Here is a 21,018-nt window from a genome sequence, read left to right as displayed (position 1 = left end):
TAGGCGACGGCGGACGAGCACTACCATCGGGACGGACGTCGACCATCCGACACCACCCGATCCCGAACCGCTGCAGGAGAGACACCGTGAGCACTCACACAGCCCGACCCCTCGGACCACAACTCGCCCTGGCCGGCACCGTCGGCAAGCGGGTGGACGTGTTGGTGATCGGGCTGACGTCGAGCTCGGACGGCCCCGAAATCGCGCTCGGCGACGGCATCGTCGACGAATCGGTACTGACCGATCTGCTCGACACGCTCGTCTCGGTGGGGGCCTCCGGCAAGGCGGAGGAGACGACCCGCATCCCGGCACCCGACACGCTTCCGGTCGACAGCGTGCTCGCCGTCGGCCTCGGTTCGGCCGAGAAGCTCGACGCCGAGCAGATCCGCAAGTCCGCGGGCGCAGCAGCGCGTTCACTCAGTGGCGTCGGCACCGTCGCGACCACCCTGTCCGTACTCGATCTCGGTGCGGCAGCCGAAGGTTTCGCCCTCGGCGCGTACCGGTTCACCGAATTCAAGTCCGCGAAATCCGCTCCCGGCCCGGACGCACAGCCCGTCTCGCGGGTGGAGCTGCTGGTGTCGTCGCCGCGTGCCAAGGAGTCGAAGGAGACCCTCGCACGCTCCGCGGCGATCGCCGAAGCCGTCGCCACCGCGCGCGAATTCGTCAACACTCCCCCGAGCCACCTCTTCCCCGCCGAATTCGCGGACCGCGCAAAGACTCTCGGCACCGACGCCGGACTGAAGGTCGAGGTCCTCGACGAGAAGGCGCTCGAAAAGAACGGGTACGGCGGCATCCTCGGGGTGGGCAAGGGCTCGTCCCGGCTCCCGCGGCTCGTCCGGCTGAGCTACTCCGCCAAGAAGCGGAACGCCCCCAAGGTCGCGCTCGTCGGCAAGGGCATCACGTTCGACACCGGCGGCATCTCCATCAAGCCCGCCGCCGGCATGGAGAACATGACGTCCGACATGGGCGGCGCCGCAGCCGTTGTCGCCACCGTGGTCCTCGCCGCCAAGCTCGGTCTGCAGGTCGAGGTCACCGCCACCGTCCCGATGGCCGAGAACATGCCGTCGTCCACCGCGCAGCGTCCCGGCGACGTCCTCACCCAGTACGGCGGAACGACGGTGGAGGTCATCAACACCGACGCGGAGGGACGCCTCGTCCTCGCCGACGCCATCGTCCGCGCGTGCGAGGACGACCCCGACTACCTCATCGACACCGCGACCCTCACCGGCGCGCAGATGGTGGCGCTGGGCAACCGGACGCCCGGTGTCATGGGCACCGACGAGTTCCGCGACCGCGTCGCCGCCATCTCCCAGGCGACCGGTGAGAACGCGTGGGCCATGCCGATGCCCGCCGAACTGCGCTCGGACCTCGATTCGAAGGTCGCCGACCTCGCCAACGTCACCAACCACCGCTGGGGCGGCATGCTCGCGGCGGCCCTGTACCTGAAGGAGTTCGTCGCGGACGGCGTCCAATGGGCGCACATCGACGTCGCCGGACCGGCCTACAACTCGTCGGGACCGTGGGGATACACCGGCCGCGGCGGCACCGGCGTGCCCGTGCGCACCATGATCTCGGTGATCGAGGACATCGCCGCCAACGGGTAGGCCCTTCGGGCCCGTGCGCCTTTCTGGCTGTTCCCGCTACCAGAAAGGCGCACGGGCGGCGAAGCCGCCTACAGGTCGCGCTCGCGCTCCCGTTTCCGCTCGATGCGGCGCCGCGCGTCGTGGTCACGCATCCGCTGGGGGTAGCCGGTCTTGCGGACGTCGTACACGGGTATGCGGAGATCCTCACCGAGTTTGCGGGCGCCGCGTTCGCCGCCCACCCGGCGCCGGGTCCACTCGCCGTCCGCCGCGACGAGCACGACAGTGACTTCCGTCACCGTCGTCTGAGGTTCCACGTAGGCCTCCACACCGAGGTGTGTGCGAGTCCAGTTCGCGAGATACGCGGCATCTTCCGGGGACGCCTGAGATCGGCCGGACCGAGGCCGCGAGAATCGGTCGAACAACCCCACGTCGAGCCTCCTCGAGTGCGTGCGCCGGACGCCGCCGGCGACTGTCCTCCAAGTTTGCCAGCGAACCTCCGGTTTCCGCCGCACACGAAAACTACTGGCCGGTAGCGATTACGTCGCGACACACCGGAGTCCCCGACGGGTGCCCCTCGGCGGACACGCCGGTCGGATCAATGGAAAGATGTGGAGCGCCGACACAGCGAGTGGGTGACGACGAATCGGAATTACCTGCAAGTAGACGCAAGACACGTGCATCTCGAGCACAATGGTTCACGACCACAAGTCGACAAAATTCAACAACCCGAACACAACTGTCGAGGAGTCAAAAGACATGGCCTTCTCCGTCCAGATGCCAGCGCTTGGTGAGAGTGTCACCGAGGGAACTGTCACGCGGTGGCTCAAGCAGGAAGGAGACACGGTCGAAGTTGACGAACCCTTGCTCGAAGTCTCCACGGACAAGGTGGACACGGAAATCCCGTCTCCCGTGGCCGGCGTTCTCAGCAAGATCGTTGCTCAGGAAGACGACACCGTGGAAATCGGTGGCGAGCTTGCCGTGATCGGCGACGCCGGTGAGGCTCCTGCCGCCGACTCCGCTCCCGCACCCGCCGCCGAAGAGCCCGCCGCCGAGCCGGCTCCCGCCGCGGAGGCACCGGCCGCCGAGCCTGCGCCCGCAGCGTCCGGCAACGGTTCCGCCGAGGGCACCGCCGTGAAGATGCCCGAACTGGGCGAGTCCGTCACCGAGGGCACCGTCACCCGCTGGCTCAAGGCCGTCGGCGACGAGGTCGCCGTGGACGAGCCGCTCGTCGAGGTGTCCACCGACAAGGTCGACACGGAGATCCCGTCCCCCGTCGCCGGTACGCTTCTCGAGATCAGCGCCGAGGAAGACGACACCATCGCCGTCGGCGGTCAGCTCGCCGTCATCGGTTCGGGTGCGCCCGCCGCCAAGCCGGCCGCGGCACCGAAGCCCGAGCCGACCCCCGAGCCCGCGAAGCCCGCTCCGGCCCCGGAGCCGGCGAAGCCCGCGCCTGCCAAGAGTGCCCCGGCCCCGGCCGCCGCTCCGGCAGCGTCCGCGCCGGCTCCCGCAGCCGCCGCACCCGCTCCCGCGGCCACCTCGGGTGACAGCACCCCGTACGTCACCCCGCTGGTGCGCAAGCTCGCTGCGGACAACAGCGTCGACCTGTCCTCGGTGACGGGCACCGGAGTCGGTGGCCGCATCCGTAAGCAGGACGTCCTCGCCGCCGCCGAGGCCAAGAAGGCACCGGCCGCCGCTGCCGCGCCTGCCGCCGCACCGGCCGCCGCCGCTGCTCCCGCAGCCGCCTCCGCCGGGGTCCGCCCCGAACTGGCGCACCTGCGCGGAACCACGCAGAAGGCCAACCGGATTCGTCAGATCACCGCCACGAAGACGCGGGAGTCGCTGCAGACCACGGCGCAGCTCACCCAGACCTTCGAGATCGACGTCACCAAGATCGCGGCCCTGCGCGCGCAGGCCAAGAACACCTTCCTCGAGCGCGAGGGCGTCAAGCTCACGTTCCTCCCGTTCTTCGCGAAGGCCGTCGTCGAGGCGCTGAAGTCGCACCCGAACGTCAACGCCAGCTACGACGAGGCGAACAAGCAGATCACCTACTACGACGCCGAGCACCTGGGCATCGCGGTCGACACCGACCAGGGCCTGCTGTCTCCCGTGATCCACAACGCCGGCGACCTGTCGCTGGCCGGGCTGGCCCGCGCCATCGCGGACATCGCCAAGCGCGCCCGCTCCGGTGGGCTCAAGCCGGACGAGCTGTCCGGTGGCACGTTCACGATCACGAACATCGGCAGCCAGGGCGCCCTGTTCGACACCCCGATCCTCGTGCCCCCGCAGGCCGCGATGCTCGGAACCGGCGCGATCGTCAAGCGTCCCGTGGTCGTGACCGACGAGTCCGGCAGTGAAAGCATCGGCGTCCGCTCGATGTGCTACCTGCCGCTCACCTACGATCACCGCCTCGTCGACGGTGCCGACGCCGGCCGCTTCTTGACCACGATCAAGCAGCGTCTGGAGCAAGGAGCGTTCGAGGCCGACCTCGGCCTCTGATCCGTCACCGGACTTCGAGCCGAACGTAGTTTCGCAGGGGCACCATTTCCAGCAGGGATGGTGCCCCTGCGCTGTGAAGGAGGCTGTTGCACATGCGAGTGGTCATCGCCGGTTCCTCCGGGCTGATTGGCACCGCTCTCGTCTCGTCTCTCCGCGGCGACGGTCACGACGTCGTCCGCCTCGTCCGCCGGTCGTCCGCGGGTCCCGACGAGTCGCGCTGGGATCCGCAGAAGGATCGGATCGACACGGGGATCCTCGCGGACGCCGACGCGGTCGTGAATCTGTGCGGCGTCGGGGTCGGCGACAAACGCTGGACCGGGGCGTACAAGCAACTGATCCGGGACAGCCGCATCGCCGCCACCGACGTCCTCGCCGAGGGCGTCACCGAGGCCGCGGTGCCCGTGTTCGTGAATGCAAGCGCAGTCGGCTACTACGGCGACACCGGAGACCGGATCGTCGACGAGACCTCGCCCTCCGGGACGGGTTTCCTCGCGGACACCTGCCGCGACTGGGAGGCCGCGACAGCCCCCGCCGACACCTCAAAGGTCCGGACGGTTCTGCTGCGGAGCGGTATGGTCCTCTCCCCCCACGGCGGCCTGCTCGGCAGGCTGAAGACGCTGTACTCGTTCGGGCTCGGCGGCCGGCTCGGCAACGGCCGCCAGTACCTGTCGTGGATCTCGCTGGAGGACGAGGTCGATGCGATCAAGTTCGTCCTCACCCGCGACGACGTCGCCGGTCCCGTGAACGTCACCGGCCCGGCGCCCGTCACCAACGCCCAGTTCAACGGCGCGGTCGCGCGGACGCTGCACCGCCCCGCGCCGTGGATCGTTCCCGGGTTTGCGCTCAGCGCGCTGGTCGGAGAGTTTGCGCAGGAAGGCATCCTGGCCGGACAGCGCGCGATACCCACGGTGCTCGAGAATTCGGGATTCCGGTTCCGGCACAACACCATCAGGGAAGCGCTCGACGCCGCCCTCGTGCGGTGACCCAGGTCGTGACGGTGCGGCCGGTGCCCGGGCGTAACCTCTAGCGCATGAGCAGCGCGACACAATCCGCCCGTTTCAGCCCATCCCCGATTTCCATCGAATACCTCGGCACGATCGGGTACGTCGACGCCTGGGATCGACAGCGCGAGCTGGCGGCCGAACGCGCCGAGAACGTGGGTACCGACACGCTGCTCCTGCTCGAACACCCGGCCGTCTACACCGCGGGGCGTCGGACCGAACCCGAGGACCGTCCGACCGACGGCACTCCCGTCATCGACGTCGACCGCGGCGGGAAGATCACGTGGCACGGTCCGGGACAGCTGGTGGGCTACCCGATCGTCAAGCTGGCCGAACCGGTCGACGTCGTGCGGTACGTGCGCCGGCTCGAGCAGGCGCTGATCACCGTGTGCACCGACCTCGGCATCGACTGCGGCCGGGTCGACGGCCGCTCCGGTGTATGGCTGCCGGCGTCCCTGAACAACGGGCAGTGGCTGCCCGAGCGCAAGGTGGCGGCCATCGGGGTGCGCGTACAGCGCGGTGTCGCACTGCACGGCTTCTCACTCAACTGCAATTCCGTTCTCACGGGGTTCGACGCGATCATCCCGTGCGGTATCCGCGACGCCGGGGTCACGTCGCTGTCGCAGGAACTGGGCCGCGACGTCACGGTCGAGGAGGTCACCCCCGCTGTCACGGCGGCCGTCGTCACCGCGCTCGACGGCGAACTTCCGGTGACCGAACACGACATCGAGCGGGTCACGTTCGACTCCGCCACCGCCGGGACGACGTCCTCCGCGCCCACATTCACTACTGTTCAGTACGGTTGACCTCTGCTCCCCGGCCCGCCGGGTGCGACGGGCCGGGCGTACCATCGTCTCCGTGACTGTGGCCCCAGAAGGACGCAAATTGCTCCGCCTCGAGATCCGAAATGCGGAGACTCCGATCGAACGCAAACCGAACTGGATCAAGACGAGAGCGAAGATGGGCCCGGAATACTCCGAGCTCAAAAGCCTCGTCAAGCGCGAGGGTTTGCACACCGTCTGCGAAGAAGCCGGCTGCCCCAACATCTACGAATGCTGGGAAGACCGCGAGGCGACGTTCCTCATCGGCGGTGAACAATGCACCCGCCGCTGCGACTTCTGCCAGATCGACACCGGCAAACCCGACGACCTCGACCGCGACGAACCCCGCCGCGTCGCCGAGTCCGTCCAGGCGATGGGACTCCGGTACTCCACCATCACCGGCGTCGCCCGCGACGACCTCCCCGACGGCGGCGCCTGGCTCTACGCCGAAACCGTCCGCCTGATCCACCAGCTCAACCCCGGCACCGGCGTCGAACTGCTCATCCCCGACTTCAACGCCAAACCCGACCAGCTCGCCGAGGTGTTCTCCACCCGCCCCGAGGTGCTCGCCCACAACGTCGAAACCGTCCCCCGCATCTTCAAGCGGATCCGGCCCGCGTTCCGCTACCAGCGCAGCCTCGACGTGATCACCGCCGCCCGCGAAGACAACCTCGTCACCAAGTCCAACCTCATCCTCGGCATGGGCGAAACCCCCGACGAGGTGACCCAGGCGTTGCACGACCTGCACGACGCCGGCTGCGACATCATCACCATCACCCAGTACCTGCGCCCCTCCCCCCGCCACCACCCCGTCGAACGGTGGGTCAAGCCCGAGGAGTTCGTCGAGCACTCCACGACCGCCGAGGAGATCGGGTTCGCCGGCGTCATGGCCGGACCCCTCGTCCGCTCCTCCTACCGCGCCGGCCGCCTCTACGCGCAGGCGATGGCCCACCACGGCCGTGAATTGCCTGCAGGACAGGCACATCTCACCGAAAGCGGCGATGCGTCACAGGAAGCAAGTTCCCTCATGGCGCGGCTCGCCCGCTGACCTCGACGCGTGCGCGGTGGTCGACACCGGACGGGTCATCACCGCGCACAGCCAGGGACGTATCCTGAAGAGCATGGCGAACGGCAGTAAATCCGGTAAAGCGGGCAAACCCAGTAAAGAAGCAAAGGCAGCCGCCAAGGCAGCCCGCAGGCAGGCGTCGAAGGAACGCAGAACTCAGCTCTGGCAGGCGTTCCAGATGCAGCGCAAGGAAGACAAGCTGCTGTTGCCGCTCATGCTCGGCACGCTCATCGGACTCGCGGTGGTGTTCTTCCTCGTCGGTCTGATCTGGGGCCTCCAGTGGTTCCTCCTCCCGATCGGTCTCCTCCTCGGCGTGCTCGGGGCCTTCATCATCTTCGGACGGCGCGTCCAGAAGACGGTGTACGGCAAGGCCGAGGGCCAGGCAGGCGCGGCCGCCTGGGCGCTCGACAACATGCAGGGCTCCTGGCGCGTGACCAGCGCGATCGCGGGCACCACGCAGCTCGACGCCGTTCACCGCGTGATCGGACGACCCGGCGTCATCCTTGTCGCCGAGGGATCGCCGCAACGCGTGAAGTCGCTCCTGGCCCAGGAGAAGAAGAAGACGGCGCGCCTCGTCGGCGACACCCCGATCTACGACATCGTCATCGGCAACGACGAGGGACAGGTCCCGCTGTCTCAGCTGCAGAAGCATCTGAACAAGCTCCCGAAGAACATCGACACCAAGCGGATGGACGCCATCGAGTCGCGGCTCGCGGCGCTCAGCAGCCGCGGTGGCGGCGCCGCACTGCCCAAGGGTCCGATGCCCGGCGGCGCGAAGATGCGTGGCGTGCAGCGCACCATCCGTCGTCGCTAGAAGCCTGTCGCCCCCTACTCCGCCCGATGTCGATCCCCGACATCGGGCGGAAGACGTTCTGCGGGGTCAGCGCGTGCGGATCAGGGCGGTGCCGGTGGCCCGGTCCTGCATACCTCGACCGTCGATGTCCGTGATGGTCCCGGGCACGACGAACACGAGCAGCGCCTGACGCACCAGGGCCCGGACGAAGCCGACACGGGCGGGTCCGTCCACCCGCGCCACCTGCATGCCGAGAAACAGCTGCCCCGGTGTGAAGGAGAACAGCGACACCGTCACAACACCGACGACGAACCAGACCAGCAGCGTGAAGGTCGAGAACGGACCCTCGAAGAAGTTGTCGCCGATGATCAGTGCCGCGACGCCCGCCGACGACACCCAGTCGATCATCAGAGCGGCGAGACGGCGTCCCGTGCTCGCGAGGGAACCGGGACCTTCCGCCTGCAAACCGAGGCGCTCGCCCCGGAAGGACTGCTTCGTCTCGTCCGCGCCGTTCGGCAGTGCAGCCGAAGGTCCGGAAAGCCAAGAACCGGTGATACGTGCCATGCTGTCCAGGATAGGCGTCGCCTCTCTGAGGACCTCACACCGGAGCTTTGGGCTGTGTGCGCAGTCACAGCCGGTGCAAAAGCCCAGGAAGATTCGACGCGTAACACGGGCGAAACAAAAGGTTGACCAGCGGGCAACACCAAGTCCTTACCGTCTGGCTCGACGAATTCGCCAATATCCACTTGGCTGAAGCGACTTAAGGAGCACAAGCGTGGCGTTCACCACGGCCGAAGAGGTCATCAAGTTCATCAAGGACGAGAACGTCGAATATGTCGACATCCGGTTCAGCGACCTGCCGGGCGTGCAGCAGCACTTCTCGATCCCGGCGTCCGCGTTCAACCAGGACGTGTTCGAGGACGGCCTCGCGTTCGACGGTTCGTCCGTCCGCGGCTTCCAGTCGATCCACGAGTCGGACATGATGCTCCTCCCCGACGTCGCCACCGCCCAGATCGACCCGTTCCGCGCGGCAAAGACGCTGAACATCAACTTCTTCGTGCACGACCCGTTCACGCGTGAGTCCTACAGCCGCGACCCGCGTAATGTCGCGCGCAAGGCCGAGGAGTACCTGAAGTCGACCGGCATCGCCGACACCGCCTTCTTCGGCGCCGAGGCCGAGTTCTACATCTTCGACTCGGTCCGCTACGACTCCGGCATCAACGGCGCGTTCTACGAGCTCGACTCCATCTCGGGTTCCTGGAACACCGGCAACGACGTGAACGCCGACGGCAGCCCCAACCTGGGCTACAAGGTCCGCCCCAAGGGTGGATACTTCCCCGTCGCTCCGTACGACCACTACGTCGACCTGCGCGACGAGATCTCCACCAACCTGCAGAACGCGGGCTTCGAGCTCGAGCGCGGCCACCACGAGGTGGGCACCGGCGGCCAGCAGGAGATCAACTACAAGTTCAACACGCTGCTCGCGGCCGCAGACGACCTGCAGCTGTTCAAGTACATCGTGAAGAACACCGCCTGGCAGCACGGCAAGTCGGCCACCTTCATGCCGAAGCCGCTGTTCGGCGACAACGGCTCGGGCATGCACGTCCACCAGTCGCTGTGGAAGGACGGCAAGCCGCTGTTCCATGACGAGGCCGGCTACGCGGGTCTGTCCGACATGGCGCGTCACTACATCGGCGGCATCCTGCACCACGCACCGTCTCTGCTGGCGTTCACCAACCCGACGGTCAACTCGTACCACCGTCTGGTGCCGGGCTACGAAGCCCCGATCAACCTCGTGTACAGCCAGCGCAACCGCTCGGCGGCCGTGCGTATCCCGATCACCGGCAACAACCCGAAGGCCAAGCGCCTCGAGTTCCGCGCCCCCGACTCCTCGGGTAACCCCTACCTGAACTTCGCGGCGCAGATGATGGCCGGCCTGGACGGCATCAAGAACAAGATCGAGCCGCAGGCTCCCGTCGACAAGGACCTCTACGAGCTCCCGCCGGAGGAGGCCCGCAACATCCCGCAGGCTCCCACCAACCTGTCGGCCGTCATCGATCGCCTCGAGGCAGATCACGACTACCTCACCGAGGGCGGCGTGTTCACGTCCGACCTGATCGAGACGTGGATCTCGCTCAAGCGTGAGCAGGAAATCGCTCCGGTCAACCTGCGTCCGCACCCGTACGAGTTCCAGCTGTACTACGACGTGTAAGTCGTCCGCAGCCACTGACCTGCGTCGGGGTGTTCGGTAGAGCGCCCCGGTCCGCAGTCGGTACGCAGTAGCTTCAGTCGAGCCCATCCGCGCCGCGATCACGACACCGATCGCGGGCGCGGGTGGGCTCTTCTGCGTCCGGCCACAGGTCACCGGCCGCGGGTCGATGCGGTCGAACCTTCCTACTCGTCGCCCTGCCGGCGCACCATCTCGGTGATCCAGATCGGCGCGAACGGAGATGTGCAGCCCGGGGAAGTCGGGTAGTCCTTCAGCACCTCCAGGCGCTCACCGATGTCGAGTGCGCGGGCGCGGTGCTCGGCGTCCTCGATCCCGATCTGAGCCAGGCAGTGGTTCATCGCCCACTGCAGGCGATCCGGAGCGTCTTTCATCTCCGCCTCGATGACGTCGAGCAGTCCCGCGAGGTCGAGGCCCTCGGGCTTCTTCGCCACGCGTTCGGTGGTCAACGCCCAGCCGGCACTCGCGACCACTGGATCCGGATCGGCAAACCACGCCAGGCGCAGCTCCTCGGAGTGCGGGTTCTTCTTCACCACGTAGTTCACGAGCCAGTCGTGCACCTTGGGTGCGCGCGCCTCGCGCACCATGACGTCCAACTCGTCCCGCTCGAACGCCTTCGGGCGGCAGATCAGGATCGCCAGCAGTCTCGCCGCGGTGTCACCCGTCTCCCACAGCCGGCACGCGAGTTCCTGCTGTGTCTTCAGCCTCTTCGCGAGCGCGCGCAGCTTGCCGAGGTTCACACCGTGATCGTCACCGTGCTTCTCGTTCACTTCGCGCGCCTTCGAGTCCTCGAGCTCGGCCAGCTCGGCCATCACCTCGGCCACCGTCGTCTCGGTCAGCGCCGTCTCGGCCACCTCAGCCTCCTGTCCGTCACATGGGAGATTCAGCCTACGACGGAAGCCTGCCTCCGTCGTTTCGTGTGTTACTCCCCTACCGCGCGGTCCGGAACCCACCCGAGCGCCGTGGGTCGCGTCGTATGATCCAGGGAACCGACCGCCCGGACCGTTGCGGAACGTGCGGTCGAAGCCTTTCGGGATACTTGCTCCGTTCTCCAGCCCCCTCGGGTCGAGAAGCAGGTGGTGCGGGATGTCAGTGCCCACGACGCCGTCCGGCGTGCCGGTTCCGCGCCGTGTCGTGGTCATTCTGCTGCTGGTGATTCCGCTCAGCCAGATCCCGCTCGACATCTACACCCCGGCGTTGCCGCAGATGGTGCTCGATCTGGACGCGTCCGCAGCCGTGGTGCAGAACACGGTGACGGCCTACATGCTGGGGATGAGTCTGGCGTTCATTCCGGTCGGACTGATCGCGGATGCGGTGGGCCGCAAACGGACTCTGCTGACCTGCCTGGCGATCCTCGTCGTCACCAGCGTGGGATGCGCACTCGTGCAGAACATCACACTCCTGCTCGGTCTGAGATTCGTGCAGGGTATCGGTGGGTGCGCGTGCCTCGTCCTCGCCTACGCGATCGCCGCCGACTGCTACCGCGGTGCCCGGCTCACGTCCGTGTCCGGTCTCCTCGGGGCCGCGTGGGGGCTGGCACCCGTCCTCGCACCCGCCGTGGGTGGGGTACTCGTGCAGTTCATCTCGTGGCGTCTGGTGTTCGGGCTGATCGCGCTTCTGGCGGCGCTCGCCGTTCCCCTCGTCGTCGTGGGATTGCCGGAGACGCTTCCGCCCGAACTGCGGGCACCGGTCGACGTCACCGCCGCGGCGCGGGTGCTGCGGGCGGCTCTGCGGCACCGCATCTTCGTGGGGTTCGTGCTCGTGTTCGGACTGATGGCGTCCGCTCAGATGGTGTTCGGTGTCGTCGCACCCTTCCTCTACCAGCAGATCCTGGGCTTCTCCCCTGCCGCCTACGGTGCGGTGGCGCTCGTCGTGGGCGGCGCCAACCTCCTCGGCGAACTCGCCTGCAGCGCGTTGGCGGTTCGGGTCGGCACCCGCCGGCTCGCGTTCGGCGCGTGGTGGGTGTTCTTGTCGGGTGCACTCGTGCTCACCGTCACGGCCGGGCTGTCCGTCGTCACCGCACCGGCCATCACGATCGGCGCCTGCCTCGCGCTCGCCGGATGCGGAGTGCTCTGCCCGCAGATGTACGGGCTCGCCCTCGGACTGTTCACGCGCAATCTCGGACTGATCGGCGGTGTCGTCACGGCGGCCTGCTATCTCGTCGTCAGTGCGGCGATGGCCGTCGCCGGACTGCTGCCGGAGAACAGCCAGGCACCGTTGGGCTGGCTGTACCTCACCCTGGGCGCGGGAGCCGGGGTCCTGCTGCTCCTCACCACGTCCACCCGGCGGTCCCAGGGTTCCCCCTCCGCCGCGCCCGCACCACGACCAGAACGGAGGTGACCGCACGTGCCGCATTCACACCCGCGCAGCCCTGCCGCGTCCCCGGTGTCGGTGATCTTCCAACGCCGGATCGACGACGCGAGTTACGCCGACTACGCACGGTGGCAGAAGCGCGCGGCGGAGGCCCTCGCGACGGTTCCGGGTTTCATCGATCAGGACATCGTGCCGCCGTCGCCGCCCGTGCAGGACGACTGGGTGGACGTGCTGCGGTTCGTCACCATCGAGGACGCCCGCGCGTGGCTCGACAGCGACCGCCGGACGGAGCTCGTGGCGGAGATCAAGCACGCCTTCATCGGCAACGAGGACGTCCACCTGCTCACCGGCGAGCAGACCCGGGAGCAGTCGGCGACGTCGGTGGTCATCTCCTGTCACGTCGACCCCGAGGACGAGTCGGCGTTCATGGACTGGCAGCGCAAGATCTCCGCCGCCGAGGCGGGGTTCCGGGGTTTCCGGGGGCACAAGGTCGAGAGGCCGGTGCAGGGGATCACCGAGGACTGGACGATCGTGCTGAGCTTCGACACCGAGGACAACCTGGCGTCATGGATGGATTCGCCCGAGCGGGCGGCCCTCCTGAAGGAGGGTGAGAAGTTCAACAAGAATCTCCGAATCCGCAAAGCGAGCTACGGTTTCGACTTCTGGTTCCGCGGCGCGGGCGGTGACGAGCCGCCACCCGTGCCGGTCGCCCGAAGCAACCTCCTGGCGCTGCTGGTGCTGTATCCGCTGGTCGTGATCTGGGGCCATTTCGTCAGCGCACCGTTCATCGAGGCGCACGGTGTGCCGATCGCCGTCGCCCTGTTTCTCGCGAACCTGGTCACCACTCAGATCCTCGGCTGGTGGGCGGTTCCGGCGGCGTTCAAGGTGTTCGGGTGGTGGATGGATCCGGCGATCTCCCCCCGCCGGCGGAACCTCGGTTACGCCGTGATGATCGCGCTGTTCGGGATTTCGATCGCCGTATGCACCGTGCTGTTCATGATTCCGACCACGTAACAGAGTTTCCCGATTCACCTGCGCGATGTTCGGGTACATAGCACTGTGAAGGACCGAGGTCTGTTTTCACATCTGGAGAAAGGTGTTCACGGTTGGACATGCAGCAACTGTGGGACTTCGTCTCCGCCAGGAAGCAGCAATTGCTCACCGACTCGTTCCTGCACGTCAGCGCAGTCGTGCAGTCGGTGGTGATCGCCACGATCGTCGCGGTGGCGATCGGGATCCTCGTGTACCGCAGTCCGGCCGGCTCCGCGATCGCCACCGCACTCGCGAGCACGATCCTCACCATCCCGTCGTTCGCCCTGCTCGGCCTGCTGATCCCGATCCTCGGCCTCGGTGTGGCCCCCACCGTGACCGCTCTGGTGCTGTACGCACTGCTGCCGATCATCCGGAACACCATCCTCGGACTCGCCTCCGTCGACCCCGCGATCACCGACGCCGCCCGGGGGGTGGGAATGAGCCGCACGACGGTGCTGAGCAGGATCGAACTCCCACTCGCCTGGCCGTCGATCCTGACGGGCATGCGGGTGAGCACGCAGATGCTGATGGGCATCCTCGCGATCGCCGCCTACGCCAAGGGTCCCGGTCTCGGCAACCTCATCTTCTCGGGACTCTCCCGCGTCGGCAGCCCGACAGCGATACCGCAGGCCCTCACGGGGACCGTTCTGATCGTGATCCTCGCCCTCGTACTCGACGGCGTCCTCGCCGTCATCGGCCGACTCACCACCTCCAGGGGGATCCGTGACTGACCTCGATACACCGCACACCAACGGAAGCACCGTCTCGGGCGTGGACATCGTCCTCGAAGACGTCGTCAAGAGCTACCCGGGCCAGGACAAGGCGGCCGTCGACAACGTGTCGATGCGCATCCCCGCCGGGGAGATCGTGGTCCTCGTCGGCCCGTCCGGCTGTGGTAAGACCACCACCATGCGCATGATCAACCGGCTCATCGAACCGACGTCGGGGAAGATCACGATCGGCGGCAAGGACGCCCTGTCCATCGACCCGGACAAGTTGCGGCGCGGCATCGGCTACTCGATTCAGCAGGCCGGACTGTTCCCGCATCTCACGATCGCCAAGAACGTCGGCACGGTCCCCGGTCTGATCGGCTGGGACAAGAAGAAGATCGCCGACCGCACCGACGAGATGCTCGACCTCGTCGGACTCGAACCCGACCTCTACCGCGAGCGCTACCCCCGGCAGTTGTCGGGCGGTCAGCAGCAGAGGGTCGGGGTGGCGCGGGCGCTGGCCGCCGATCCCCCGGTGCTGCTCATGGACGAGCCGTTCGGCGCGGTCGACCCGATCACGCGCGGACTGCTGCAGGACGAGTTGATGCGACTGCAGTCCGATCTCGGCAAGACGATCGTCTTCGTGACGCACGATTTCAACGAGGCGGTCAAGCTGGGCGATCGGATCGCGGTGCTGGGCAACCAGTCGCACATCATGCAGTACGACACTCCGGAGGCGATCCTCGCGCATCCTGCCAACGACATGGTGGCCGGGTTCGTCGGCGCGGACGCGTCGCTGAAGCAGCTGACGCTCACCCGGGTGGCGGAGGTCGAACTCCTCGACTGCCCCACCGCGTACGAGGACGGCTCGGTGGACGATCTGCGGGCGGCGATCGCCCCCCGCAAGATCAAGTGGGGCGTCCTCCTGGACGCGCGCGACCGCCCGACCCGCTGGGTGTCGATGCGGCACCTGGCCAACGCCACCTCGCTGCGCGACATCGGCGACCCGATCGAAGAGGTGGTGTCGACCCAGTCCACGTTGCAGGACGCCCTCGAGGCGCTCCTGGCGGAGAGCAGTGCGTCGACGATCGTCACCGGCAGGCGGGGCGAGTACCACGGCCTGATCACGATCGACACGCTGGTGACGCACCTGTCGGCGATGCGTGAGGAGCACGCGCACGACGACGAGGACAGCGAGCCGCAGCAGAACGAGGCGAGCGAGGGCGGGACAACGTCATGACGGCCGCCGTCGTCGCGAAGCCCGCCGCGCCTGCCGCCCGGCGTTCGGAGCGGGCCCGCTTGCTGGTCCAGCCGATCATCGTCGTGATCCTGGTGGTGGGTGTCCTCGCCTGGGCCTTCAGCCGCGAACTCACCGCCACGCAGAAGGGCAGCCTCAACGCCGCCAACATCGCGACATTGACGTGGCAGCACGTGCTGATCACGGTCGTGGTGGTCGCGATCGTCGTCGTCATCGCCGTTCCGCTGGGGATCCTGCTGACGCGGCCCGGGTTCACCAAGCTGGCACCGATCTTCATCGGAATCGCCAACATCGGACAGGCCGCGCCGGCCATCGGACTACTGGTGCTGCTGTTCCTCGCGACGGGGACGACCGGATTCTGGATCGGGGTGCTCCCCATCGCGTTCTACTCCCTCCTGCCTGTTCTCCGGAACACGATCCTGGGTCTGCAGGAGGTCAATCCCGCCGTCATCGACGCCGGGCGGGGACAGGGCATGACCGCCGGTCTCGTCTTGCGGAAGGTCGAGTTCCCGCTCGCCGTCCCGTACATCCTCGCGGGACTGCGCACGTCGCTCGTGCTCGCCGTGGGCACCGCGACGCTCAGTTTCCTCGTCAGCGCGGGCGGTCTGGGAATCCTCATCGACACCGGATACAAGTTGCGCGACAACGTGACCCTGGTGGTGGGAGCCGTGCTCGCGGTCGCGCTCGCGCTGCTCGTCGACTGGTGCGGAGCCCTGGCCGAGGAGTTCCTCGGCCCGAAGGGGCTGCGCTGATGAACCACCTCCGGAAGGCGATCGCCGCGACGGCCGTGGCACTCTGCGGAGTCCTCGCAGCGTCCTGCGGCCTCGAATCCGGTGGCGCCCTGCCGCTGTCGGTGGAACCGGGAAGCATCCAGCCCGTCCCCGAACTCGAAGGTGTCAAGATCACCGTCGGTTCCAAGGACTTCACCGAGCAGGTCACCCTCGGGTACATCATCGAGTTCGCCCTCAGCGCCGCCGGCGCCGACGTGCGCGACCTCACCAACATCCAGGGGTCCAACAGCACACGGGACGCCCAGCTGGACGGGCAGATCGACGTCACCTACGAGTACACCGGGACCGGGTGGATCAACTACCTCGGCAACGAGATTCCGATCCCCGACCCGACCGCGCAGTTCGAGGCGGTCCGCGACGAGGACCTCGCAAGCAACGGCATGGTGTGGGTGGATCCTGCCCCGATGAACAACACGTATGCACTCGCGATGAGCAGGCAGACCGCCGAGGAAACCGGGATCACCACCCTCTCGGGGTACGCGGACCTGGTCAACCGCGACCCCGCCGCGGCGACGACCTGCGTCGAAACCGAATTCAACGTCCGGCAGGACGGGTTCCCGGGTATGGCCGCCAAATACGGCTTCGACCCCGCCCGCGCGAACCGCCAGATCCTCCAGACCGGCATCATCTATCAGGCCACCGCGGACGGAACGCAGTGCAAGTTCGGCGAGGTGTTCACGACGGATGGCCGCATCATCGCGCTCGATCTGGTGCTGCTGGAGGACGATCGCCAGTTCTTCCCGAAGTACAACCCGGCGATCACCATGCGCAAGGATTTCGCGGAGGCGCATCCGCAGGTGGCTGACGTGATGGCCCCGATCTCCGCGGCGCTGACAAACGAGGAGATCACCGAACTGAACCGGCGGGTCGACGTCGAGGGCGAGGAACCGGCGGACGTGGCCCGGGACTGGCTGGTGGAAAAGGGATTCGTCACGCTGCCGTGACGGTCAGCCGCCCAGGGCGATCTTCGCGATCAGGCCTCGGTGATCCGAACCCGTCAGCACCACCGATTCCACGGACTCCGCCTGCGCTCCGCTCGTGACGATGTGATCGATCGCGATCATCGGCGGGAACGGCTGCCGGTCGGCGGGATACGTGTTCTGGATTCCGGCGCCCACCTGGTCGGCGGCGTCGCGGTAGCGTCCGGTCACGAGGTTGCGGTACTTCACGTGGTCGCGGGTGGAGTTGAAGTCGCCGCTGACGATCACGGGTCCCGAGTCGGCGGGGACGGCGTCGAGAATGACTTTGATGCGGTCCATCTCGCGCGACCACAGCGACGGATCCGACGGCCACGGCGGGACCGGGTGGAACGCGTACAGTGCCGTGCTCGCACCGTGCGGGAGTTTTACCCGGGCCGACAGCGCGGACAGGACGAATTCCGAGTGGTGGACCTTGTCGGTCAGCGGGTACCGGCTCCAGATCCCGGTTCCCTCGCCGCCGCTACCGGGCATGAGGAACGAGAACGGCAGGGTCGATTCGATTCCCGCGGCCACCAACCGGTCGACGGCCTCCGGTGTCAGTTCGTTGGTGGTGAGCACGTCGACGTCGCGGTCCCGGACCTGCCGGACGAGAGAGTCGGCGTCCGCGTTGCCGAGCCAGATGTTGGCCTGCATCACCGTCAGTTCCGGCCCGGACGCCGTCACCGAACCGTTCGCCACGTACAGCGGGCCCTGCGACAGGGTGGCCACCGCGGCCACCGTCAGCGCGACGCCGAAACCGATCCAGTGCCGGGTGATTCCGAGCAACAGCACCCCGACCGCGGCAGCGGCCATCAGGTACGGCGCCGCGGACGCCAGGACGAGCAGACGCTGATTCTGGACGTCGAGGAATCTCAGCACGACACCGAACACGCCGGCGAGCACCGCGAGCCACCCGAGCGCCGTCAGCGCCCGCACCCCCCAGGTGGCGATCACTCCCCGAAGACTCTCTCCACCACAGCCTTGGCCCGCCGGGTCACCCGCAGGTAGTTGTCGAGGAACTCGCCTGCATCGCTGCCACCCCAGCCGGCGATCTGCGCGACCGCGGACAGCACCCGGCCCGAACCGGGCAGCTGATCGGTGGCCTTGCCGCGAACGAGCACGAGGCAGTTGCGCGCCTTCGTCGCCGTGATCCACGCGTCACGCAGCAGTTCGACGTCGGACTCGCTGAGCAGCTCCGCCGCGCCGATCGCGTCAAGTGTCTCGAGGGTCGACGTGTTGTGCAGCGACTCGATCTCGTGGGCGTGCCGGAGCTGGATCAGCTGCACGGTCCATTCGATGTCGGCGAGGCCGCCGCGCCCGAGCTTGGTGTGCGTCGCCGGGTCGGCGCCGCGCGGCAGCCGTTCGGAGTCGACGCGCGCCTTGATGCGCCGGATCTCGCGGACCGCCTGATCCGACACTCCGCCCTCCGGGTAGCGGGTCTTGTCGATCATGTGCAGGAAGCGCAGCCCCAGATCGGCGTCGCCCGCGACGTGATGCGCGCGCAGCAGTGCCTGGATCTCCCACGCCTGCGCCCACTGCGCGTAGTAGGCCTCGTAGGACGCCAGCGTGCGCACCATCGGGCCGCTGCGACCCTCCGGCCGCAGGCCCGTGTCGACCTCGAGCGGCGGATCGGTGCTGGGCGCGCCGAGCAGAGCCCGTACCTTGTCGCCGATGCTGTTGGCCCACTTGACGGCGACCGTCTCGTCGATCCCCTCGCGCGGCTCGCACACGAACAGCACGTCCGCGTCGGAACCGTAGCCGAGCTCGCCACCACCGAGCCGGCCCATGCCGATCACCGTGAAGGTCGCGGGAGCGGGCGTGCCGAGTTCCTTCTCGCTCGCCTTGGTCACAGCCGCCAGGGCGGCATTGAGCACGGCCGCCCACACGGACGACAGCGCCTGGCACACGCCCGGCACGTCGAGCATGCCGAGGATGTCCGCGGAGGCGATACGGGCCAGCTCGTAGCGGCGCAGAGAGCGCGCCGCCGCGATCGCACGGGCCGGGTCGTCGTGGCGTGCCGACGCCGTCAGGATGCCGCGGGCGACGTCCTCCGGCTTCGACTCCAGCAGTCGCGGTCCGGCCGGCGAATCCGCGAACAGGCGCACCACGTCCGGCGCCTTGATCAGCAGGTCGGGAACGTAGGCCGAGGATCCGAGCACCGTCATCAGCCGCTCGGCGACCGAGGCCTCGTCACGCAGCAGCCGGAGGAACCAGGTCTGATCGGTCATCGCGTCCGACAGCCGCCGGTACGCGAGCAGGCCCGCATCGGGATCCGGTGTGTCGGCAAGCGATTCGAGCAGCGTCGGCAGCAGCAGCGCCTGGATGCGGCCCTTGCGGGACGCGCCGCTGGTGAGTGCGGTGAGGTGCCCGAGCGCGTTCTCCGGGGCGGTGTAGCCCAGCGCCGCCAACTGACGGATGGCCGCGTCCGGGCTCAGCCGCAGCGCCTCCTTGTCGATGCGCGCCACCGATTCGAGCAGCGGCCGGTAGAACAGCTTGGCATGCAGGCGCCGCACGCGGTGCGCGTTGCGCTTGATCTCCGCATTGAGAACGCCGAGAGAATCCTTGCTGCCGTCGGGCCGCATGTGCGCCGCGCGAGCCAGCCAGCGCAGCGCTTCCTCGTCGTCGGCGGGCGGGAGGGTGTGTGTGCGCCGCAGCTTCTGCAGCTGCAGCCGGTGCTCGAGCAACCGGAGGAATTCGTACGACGCAGCGAGATTCGCGGCGTCGTCGCGGCCCACGTAGCCGCGGGCGGCGAGGGCGGTCAGCGCGTCGATGGTGCTCTGGACGTGCAGCGCCTCGTCCGCACGCCCGTGCACGAGTTGCAGGAGCTGGACGGCGAACTCGACGTCGCGCAGACTGCCGCGGCCCAGTTTCAGTTCGCGTTCACGGAGTTCCGGCGGAACCATCTCCTCCACCCGGCGGCGCATCGCCTGCACCTCGGGAACGAAGTCTTCGCGCTCCGATGCGGTCCACACCATCGGGCTGAGGGCGTCGGCGTACTGCTGTCCGAGCGCGACGTCGCCGATCATCGGGCGGGCCTTGAGCAGCGCCTGGAACTCCCAGGTCTTGGCCCACCGCTTGTAGTACGCGACGTGGGATTCGAGGGTGCGGACGAGTTCCCCGCGCTTGCCCTCCGGCCGCAGCGCGGCGTCCACGTCGAAGAACGCCGAGGACCCGATGCGCATCATCTCGCCCGCGATCCGGCTCGCGATCGAGTCGGCGGGTTCGGCGACGAAGACCACGTCCACGTCGCTGACGTAATTGAGTTCGCGGGCACCGCACTTGCCCATGGCGATGACGGCCAGCCGCACGGGGCACGGGGCGTCCGGGCACACGGCTGCGACGGCCACGGCGAGGGCGGCGCTCAGCGCGGCATCCGCCAGATCGGACAGCTGATGCCCGACCGTCTGGTACGGAAGTACCTGTTCGTTCTCGACAGTCGCCGCGAGGTCGACGGCGGCGAGCAGCATCAGCTCGTCGCGGTACGCCTTGCGCAGCGCCGCGATGGCATCGGGTCCGGTGACCTCGGCCCGGTAGAGGTTGGCATCCGGGTGGGCACCCACCTCGGGTTCGGCCCCGACTGCGGCCATCATCGTGGCGGTCGCCTCGGCCTTCGACGGGAGGCGGACGTCGCCGTCGAGGATCTTCCAGGACGCGGGATCCGCGACCAGGTGGTCGCCGAACGCGCTGGACGCACCGAACAGCCCGAACAGCCGGCCTCGCAGGCCCTTGTCGGTGCGGAGCGCCGCATCGAGTTCGGCCCAGCCCTCGCCGAGCCCTTCCTTCAGGCGCACCAGGGTGCGGAGGGCCAGGTCGGCGTTCGCGGCCCGCGACAACGACCAGAGCAGTTCGATGCTGTCTTCACCGACCCAGCCCAGTTCGCGGAGTTCGGACGGAGCAGTCGGCTCGACGAGACCCAGACGACCCGGACCGGGAACGGCAGAACGCGCTGCCGGAGGCTTCACCATGCT

Annotated in this window: 18 protein-coding genes; 13 read left to right on the top strand and 5 right to left on the bottom strand. The window is 68.0% G+C overall.

What is annotated here, in order from left to right:
- Window positions 1–86 precede the first annotated feature (86 nt).
- Window positions 87–1,604 (top strand): leucyl aminopeptidase, encoded by a 1,518-nt coding sequence (locus ACFWAY_RS33670; RefSeq protein ID WP_378513587.1) that lies wholly within the window; start codon window positions 87–89, stop codon window positions 1,602–1,604.
- Window positions 1,605–1,672: 68 nt separating this feature from the next.
- Here the strand turns inward: ACFWAY_RS33670 and ACFWAY_RS33665 are convergent, their stop codons facing one another.
- On the bottom strand, window positions 1,673–2,011 hold the full coding sequence (locus ACFWAY_RS33665) for a hypothetical protein (RefSeq protein WP_005247738.1): 339 nt from the start codon (window positions 2,009–2,011) through the stop codon (window positions 1,673–1,675).
- A gap of 328 nt (window positions 2,012–2,339) precedes the next feature.
- Here ACFWAY_RS33665 and sucB point away from each other — a divergent pair, with 328 nt between their 5' ends.
- The 5 genes from sucB to ACFWAY_RS33640 all read left to right on the top strand — a co-directional run bounded on the left by sucB (window position 2,340) and on the right by ACFWAY_RS33640 (window position 7,781).
- Window positions 2,340–4,079, top strand: coding sequence for a 2-oxoglutarate dehydrogenase, E2 component, dihydrolipoamide succinyltransferase (gene sucB / locus ACFWAY_RS33660; protein WP_378513586.1), 1,740 nt, complete (start codon window positions 2,340–2,342; stop codon window positions 4,077–4,079).
- 92 nt (window positions 4,080–4,171) lie between these two features.
- On the top strand, window positions 4,172–5,062 hold the full coding sequence (locus tag ACFWAY_RS33655; RefSeq protein ID WP_378456798.1) for a TIGR01777 family oxidoreductase: 891 nt from the start codon (window positions 4,172–4,174) through the stop codon (window positions 5,060–5,062).
- 47 nt (window positions 5,063–5,109) lie between these two features.
- Complete coding sequence (gene lipB, locus ACFWAY_RS33650) at window positions 5,110–5,886, top strand: lipoyl(octanoyl) transferase LipB (RefSeq protein ID WP_378513585.1); 777 nt, start codon at window positions 5,110–5,112, stop codon at window positions 5,884–5,886.
- A gap of 52 nt (window positions 5,887–5,938) precedes the next feature.
- A complete protein-coding gene (gene lipA / locus ACFWAY_RS33645) occupies window positions 5,939–6,949 on the top strand; it encodes a lipoyl synthase (RefSeq protein WP_172651133.1) in 1,011 nt (336 codons plus the stop codon).
- Between the two features lie 73 nt (window positions 6,950–7,022).
- The gene (locus ACFWAY_RS33640) at window positions 7,023–7,781 is read left to right on the top strand and encodes a DUF4191 domain-containing protein (protein WP_037226684.1); all 759 of its coding nucleotides are present in this window, start codon (window positions 7,023–7,025) and stop codon (window positions 7,779–7,781) included.
- 66 nt (window positions 7,782–7,847) lie between these two features.
- Here the strand turns inward: ACFWAY_RS33640 and ACFWAY_RS33635 are convergent, their stop codons facing one another.
- On the bottom strand, window positions 7,848–8,324 hold the full coding sequence (locus ACFWAY_RS33635) for an RDD family protein (protein WP_378456801.1): 477 nt from the start codon (window positions 8,322–8,324) through the stop codon (window positions 7,848–7,850).
- Between the two features lie 211 nt (window positions 8,325–8,535).
- Between ACFWAY_RS33635 and glnA the strand changes: the two genes are divergently transcribed.
- On the top strand, window positions 8,536–9,972 hold the full coding sequence (gene glnA / locus ACFWAY_RS33630; protein ID WP_141469698.1) for a type I glutamate--ammonia ligase: 1,437 nt from the start codon (window positions 8,536–8,538) through the stop codon (window positions 9,970–9,972).
- A gap of 182 nt (window positions 9,973–10,154) precedes the next feature.
- Here glnA and ACFWAY_RS33625 read toward each other — a convergent pair whose 3' ends face one another.
- A complete protein-coding gene (locus ACFWAY_RS33625; RefSeq protein WP_378513584.1) occupies window positions 10,155–10,841 on the bottom strand; it encodes a DNA alkylation repair protein in 687 nt (228 codons plus the stop codon).
- Window positions 10,842–11,073: 232 nt separating this feature from the next.
- Here ACFWAY_RS33625 and ACFWAY_RS33620 point away from each other — a divergent pair, with 232 nt between their 5' ends.
- The 6 genes from ACFWAY_RS33620 to ACFWAY_RS33595 all read left to right on the top strand — a co-directional run bounded on the left by ACFWAY_RS33620 (window position 11,074) and on the right by ACFWAY_RS33595 (window position 17,035).
- Complete coding sequence (locus ACFWAY_RS33620; protein WP_378513583.1) at window positions 11,074–12,327, top strand: multidrug effflux MFS transporter; 1,254 nt, start codon at window positions 11,074–11,076, stop codon at window positions 12,325–12,327.
- Window positions 12,328–12,333: 6 nt separating this feature from the next.
- The gene (locus tag ACFWAY_RS33615; protein WP_378513582.1) at window positions 12,334–13,314 is read left to right on the top strand and encodes an antibiotic biosynthesis monooxygenase; all 981 of its coding nucleotides are present in this window, start codon (window positions 12,334–12,336) and stop codon (window positions 13,312–13,314) included.
- A 98-nt stretch (window positions 13,315–13,412) separates the two neighbouring features.
- Complete coding sequence (locus tag ACFWAY_RS33610) at window positions 13,413–14,063, top strand: ABC transporter permease (RefSeq protein WP_378456849.1); 651 nt, start codon at window positions 13,413–13,415, stop codon at window positions 14,061–14,063.
- Window positions 14,056–15,282, top strand: a complete 1,227-nt coding sequence (locus ACFWAY_RS33605; RefSeq protein ID WP_378513581.1) for an ABC transporter ATP-binding protein — start codon at window positions 14,056–14,058, stop codon at window positions 15,280–15,282. Before ACFWAY_RS33610 ends, ACFWAY_RS33605 begins: the two co-directional genes overlap by 8 nt.
- Window positions 15,279–16,052: an ABC transporter permease gene (locus ACFWAY_RS33600; protein ID WP_378456806.1), complete on the top strand. Its 774-nt coding sequence runs from the start codon at window positions 15,279–15,281 to the stop codon at window positions 16,050–16,052. The genes ACFWAY_RS33605 and ACFWAY_RS33600 overlap by 4 nt, the downstream gene beginning before the upstream one ends.
- On the top strand, window positions 16,052–17,035 hold the full coding sequence (locus ACFWAY_RS33595; protein WP_378456807.1) for a glycine betaine ABC transporter substrate-binding protein: 984 nt from the start codon (window positions 16,052–16,054) through the stop codon (window positions 17,033–17,035). The genes ACFWAY_RS33600 and ACFWAY_RS33595 overlap by 1 nt, the downstream gene beginning before the upstream one ends.
- A 3-nt stretch (window positions 17,036–17,038) precedes the next feature.
- Here ACFWAY_RS33595 and ACFWAY_RS33590 read toward each other — a convergent pair whose 3' ends face one another.
- Both ACFWAY_RS33590 and ACFWAY_RS33585 read right to left on the bottom strand, forming a co-directional pair.
- A complete protein-coding gene (locus ACFWAY_RS33590; RefSeq protein ID WP_378513580.1) occupies window positions 17,039–18,004 on the bottom strand; it encodes an endonuclease/exonuclease/phosphatase family protein in 966 nt (321 codons plus the stop codon).
- Complete coding sequence (locus ACFWAY_RS33585; protein WP_378456809.1) at window positions 18,001–21,015, bottom strand: bifunctional [glutamine synthetase] adenylyltransferase/[glutamine synthetase]-adenylyl-L-tyrosine phosphorylase; 3,015 nt, start codon at window positions 21,013–21,015, stop codon at window positions 18,001–18,003. Before ACFWAY_RS33585 ends, ACFWAY_RS33590 begins: the two co-directional genes overlap by 4 nt.
- Window positions 21,016–21,018: the final 3 nt, after the last annotated feature.

This window comes from Rhodococcus sp. NPDC059968, assembly GCF_042738615.1.
Lineage (GTDB): Bacteria > Actinomycetota > Actinomycetes > Mycobacteriales > Mycobacteriaceae > Rhodococcus_F.
This window is presented reverse-complemented; position numbering and strand designations above follow the sequence as displayed.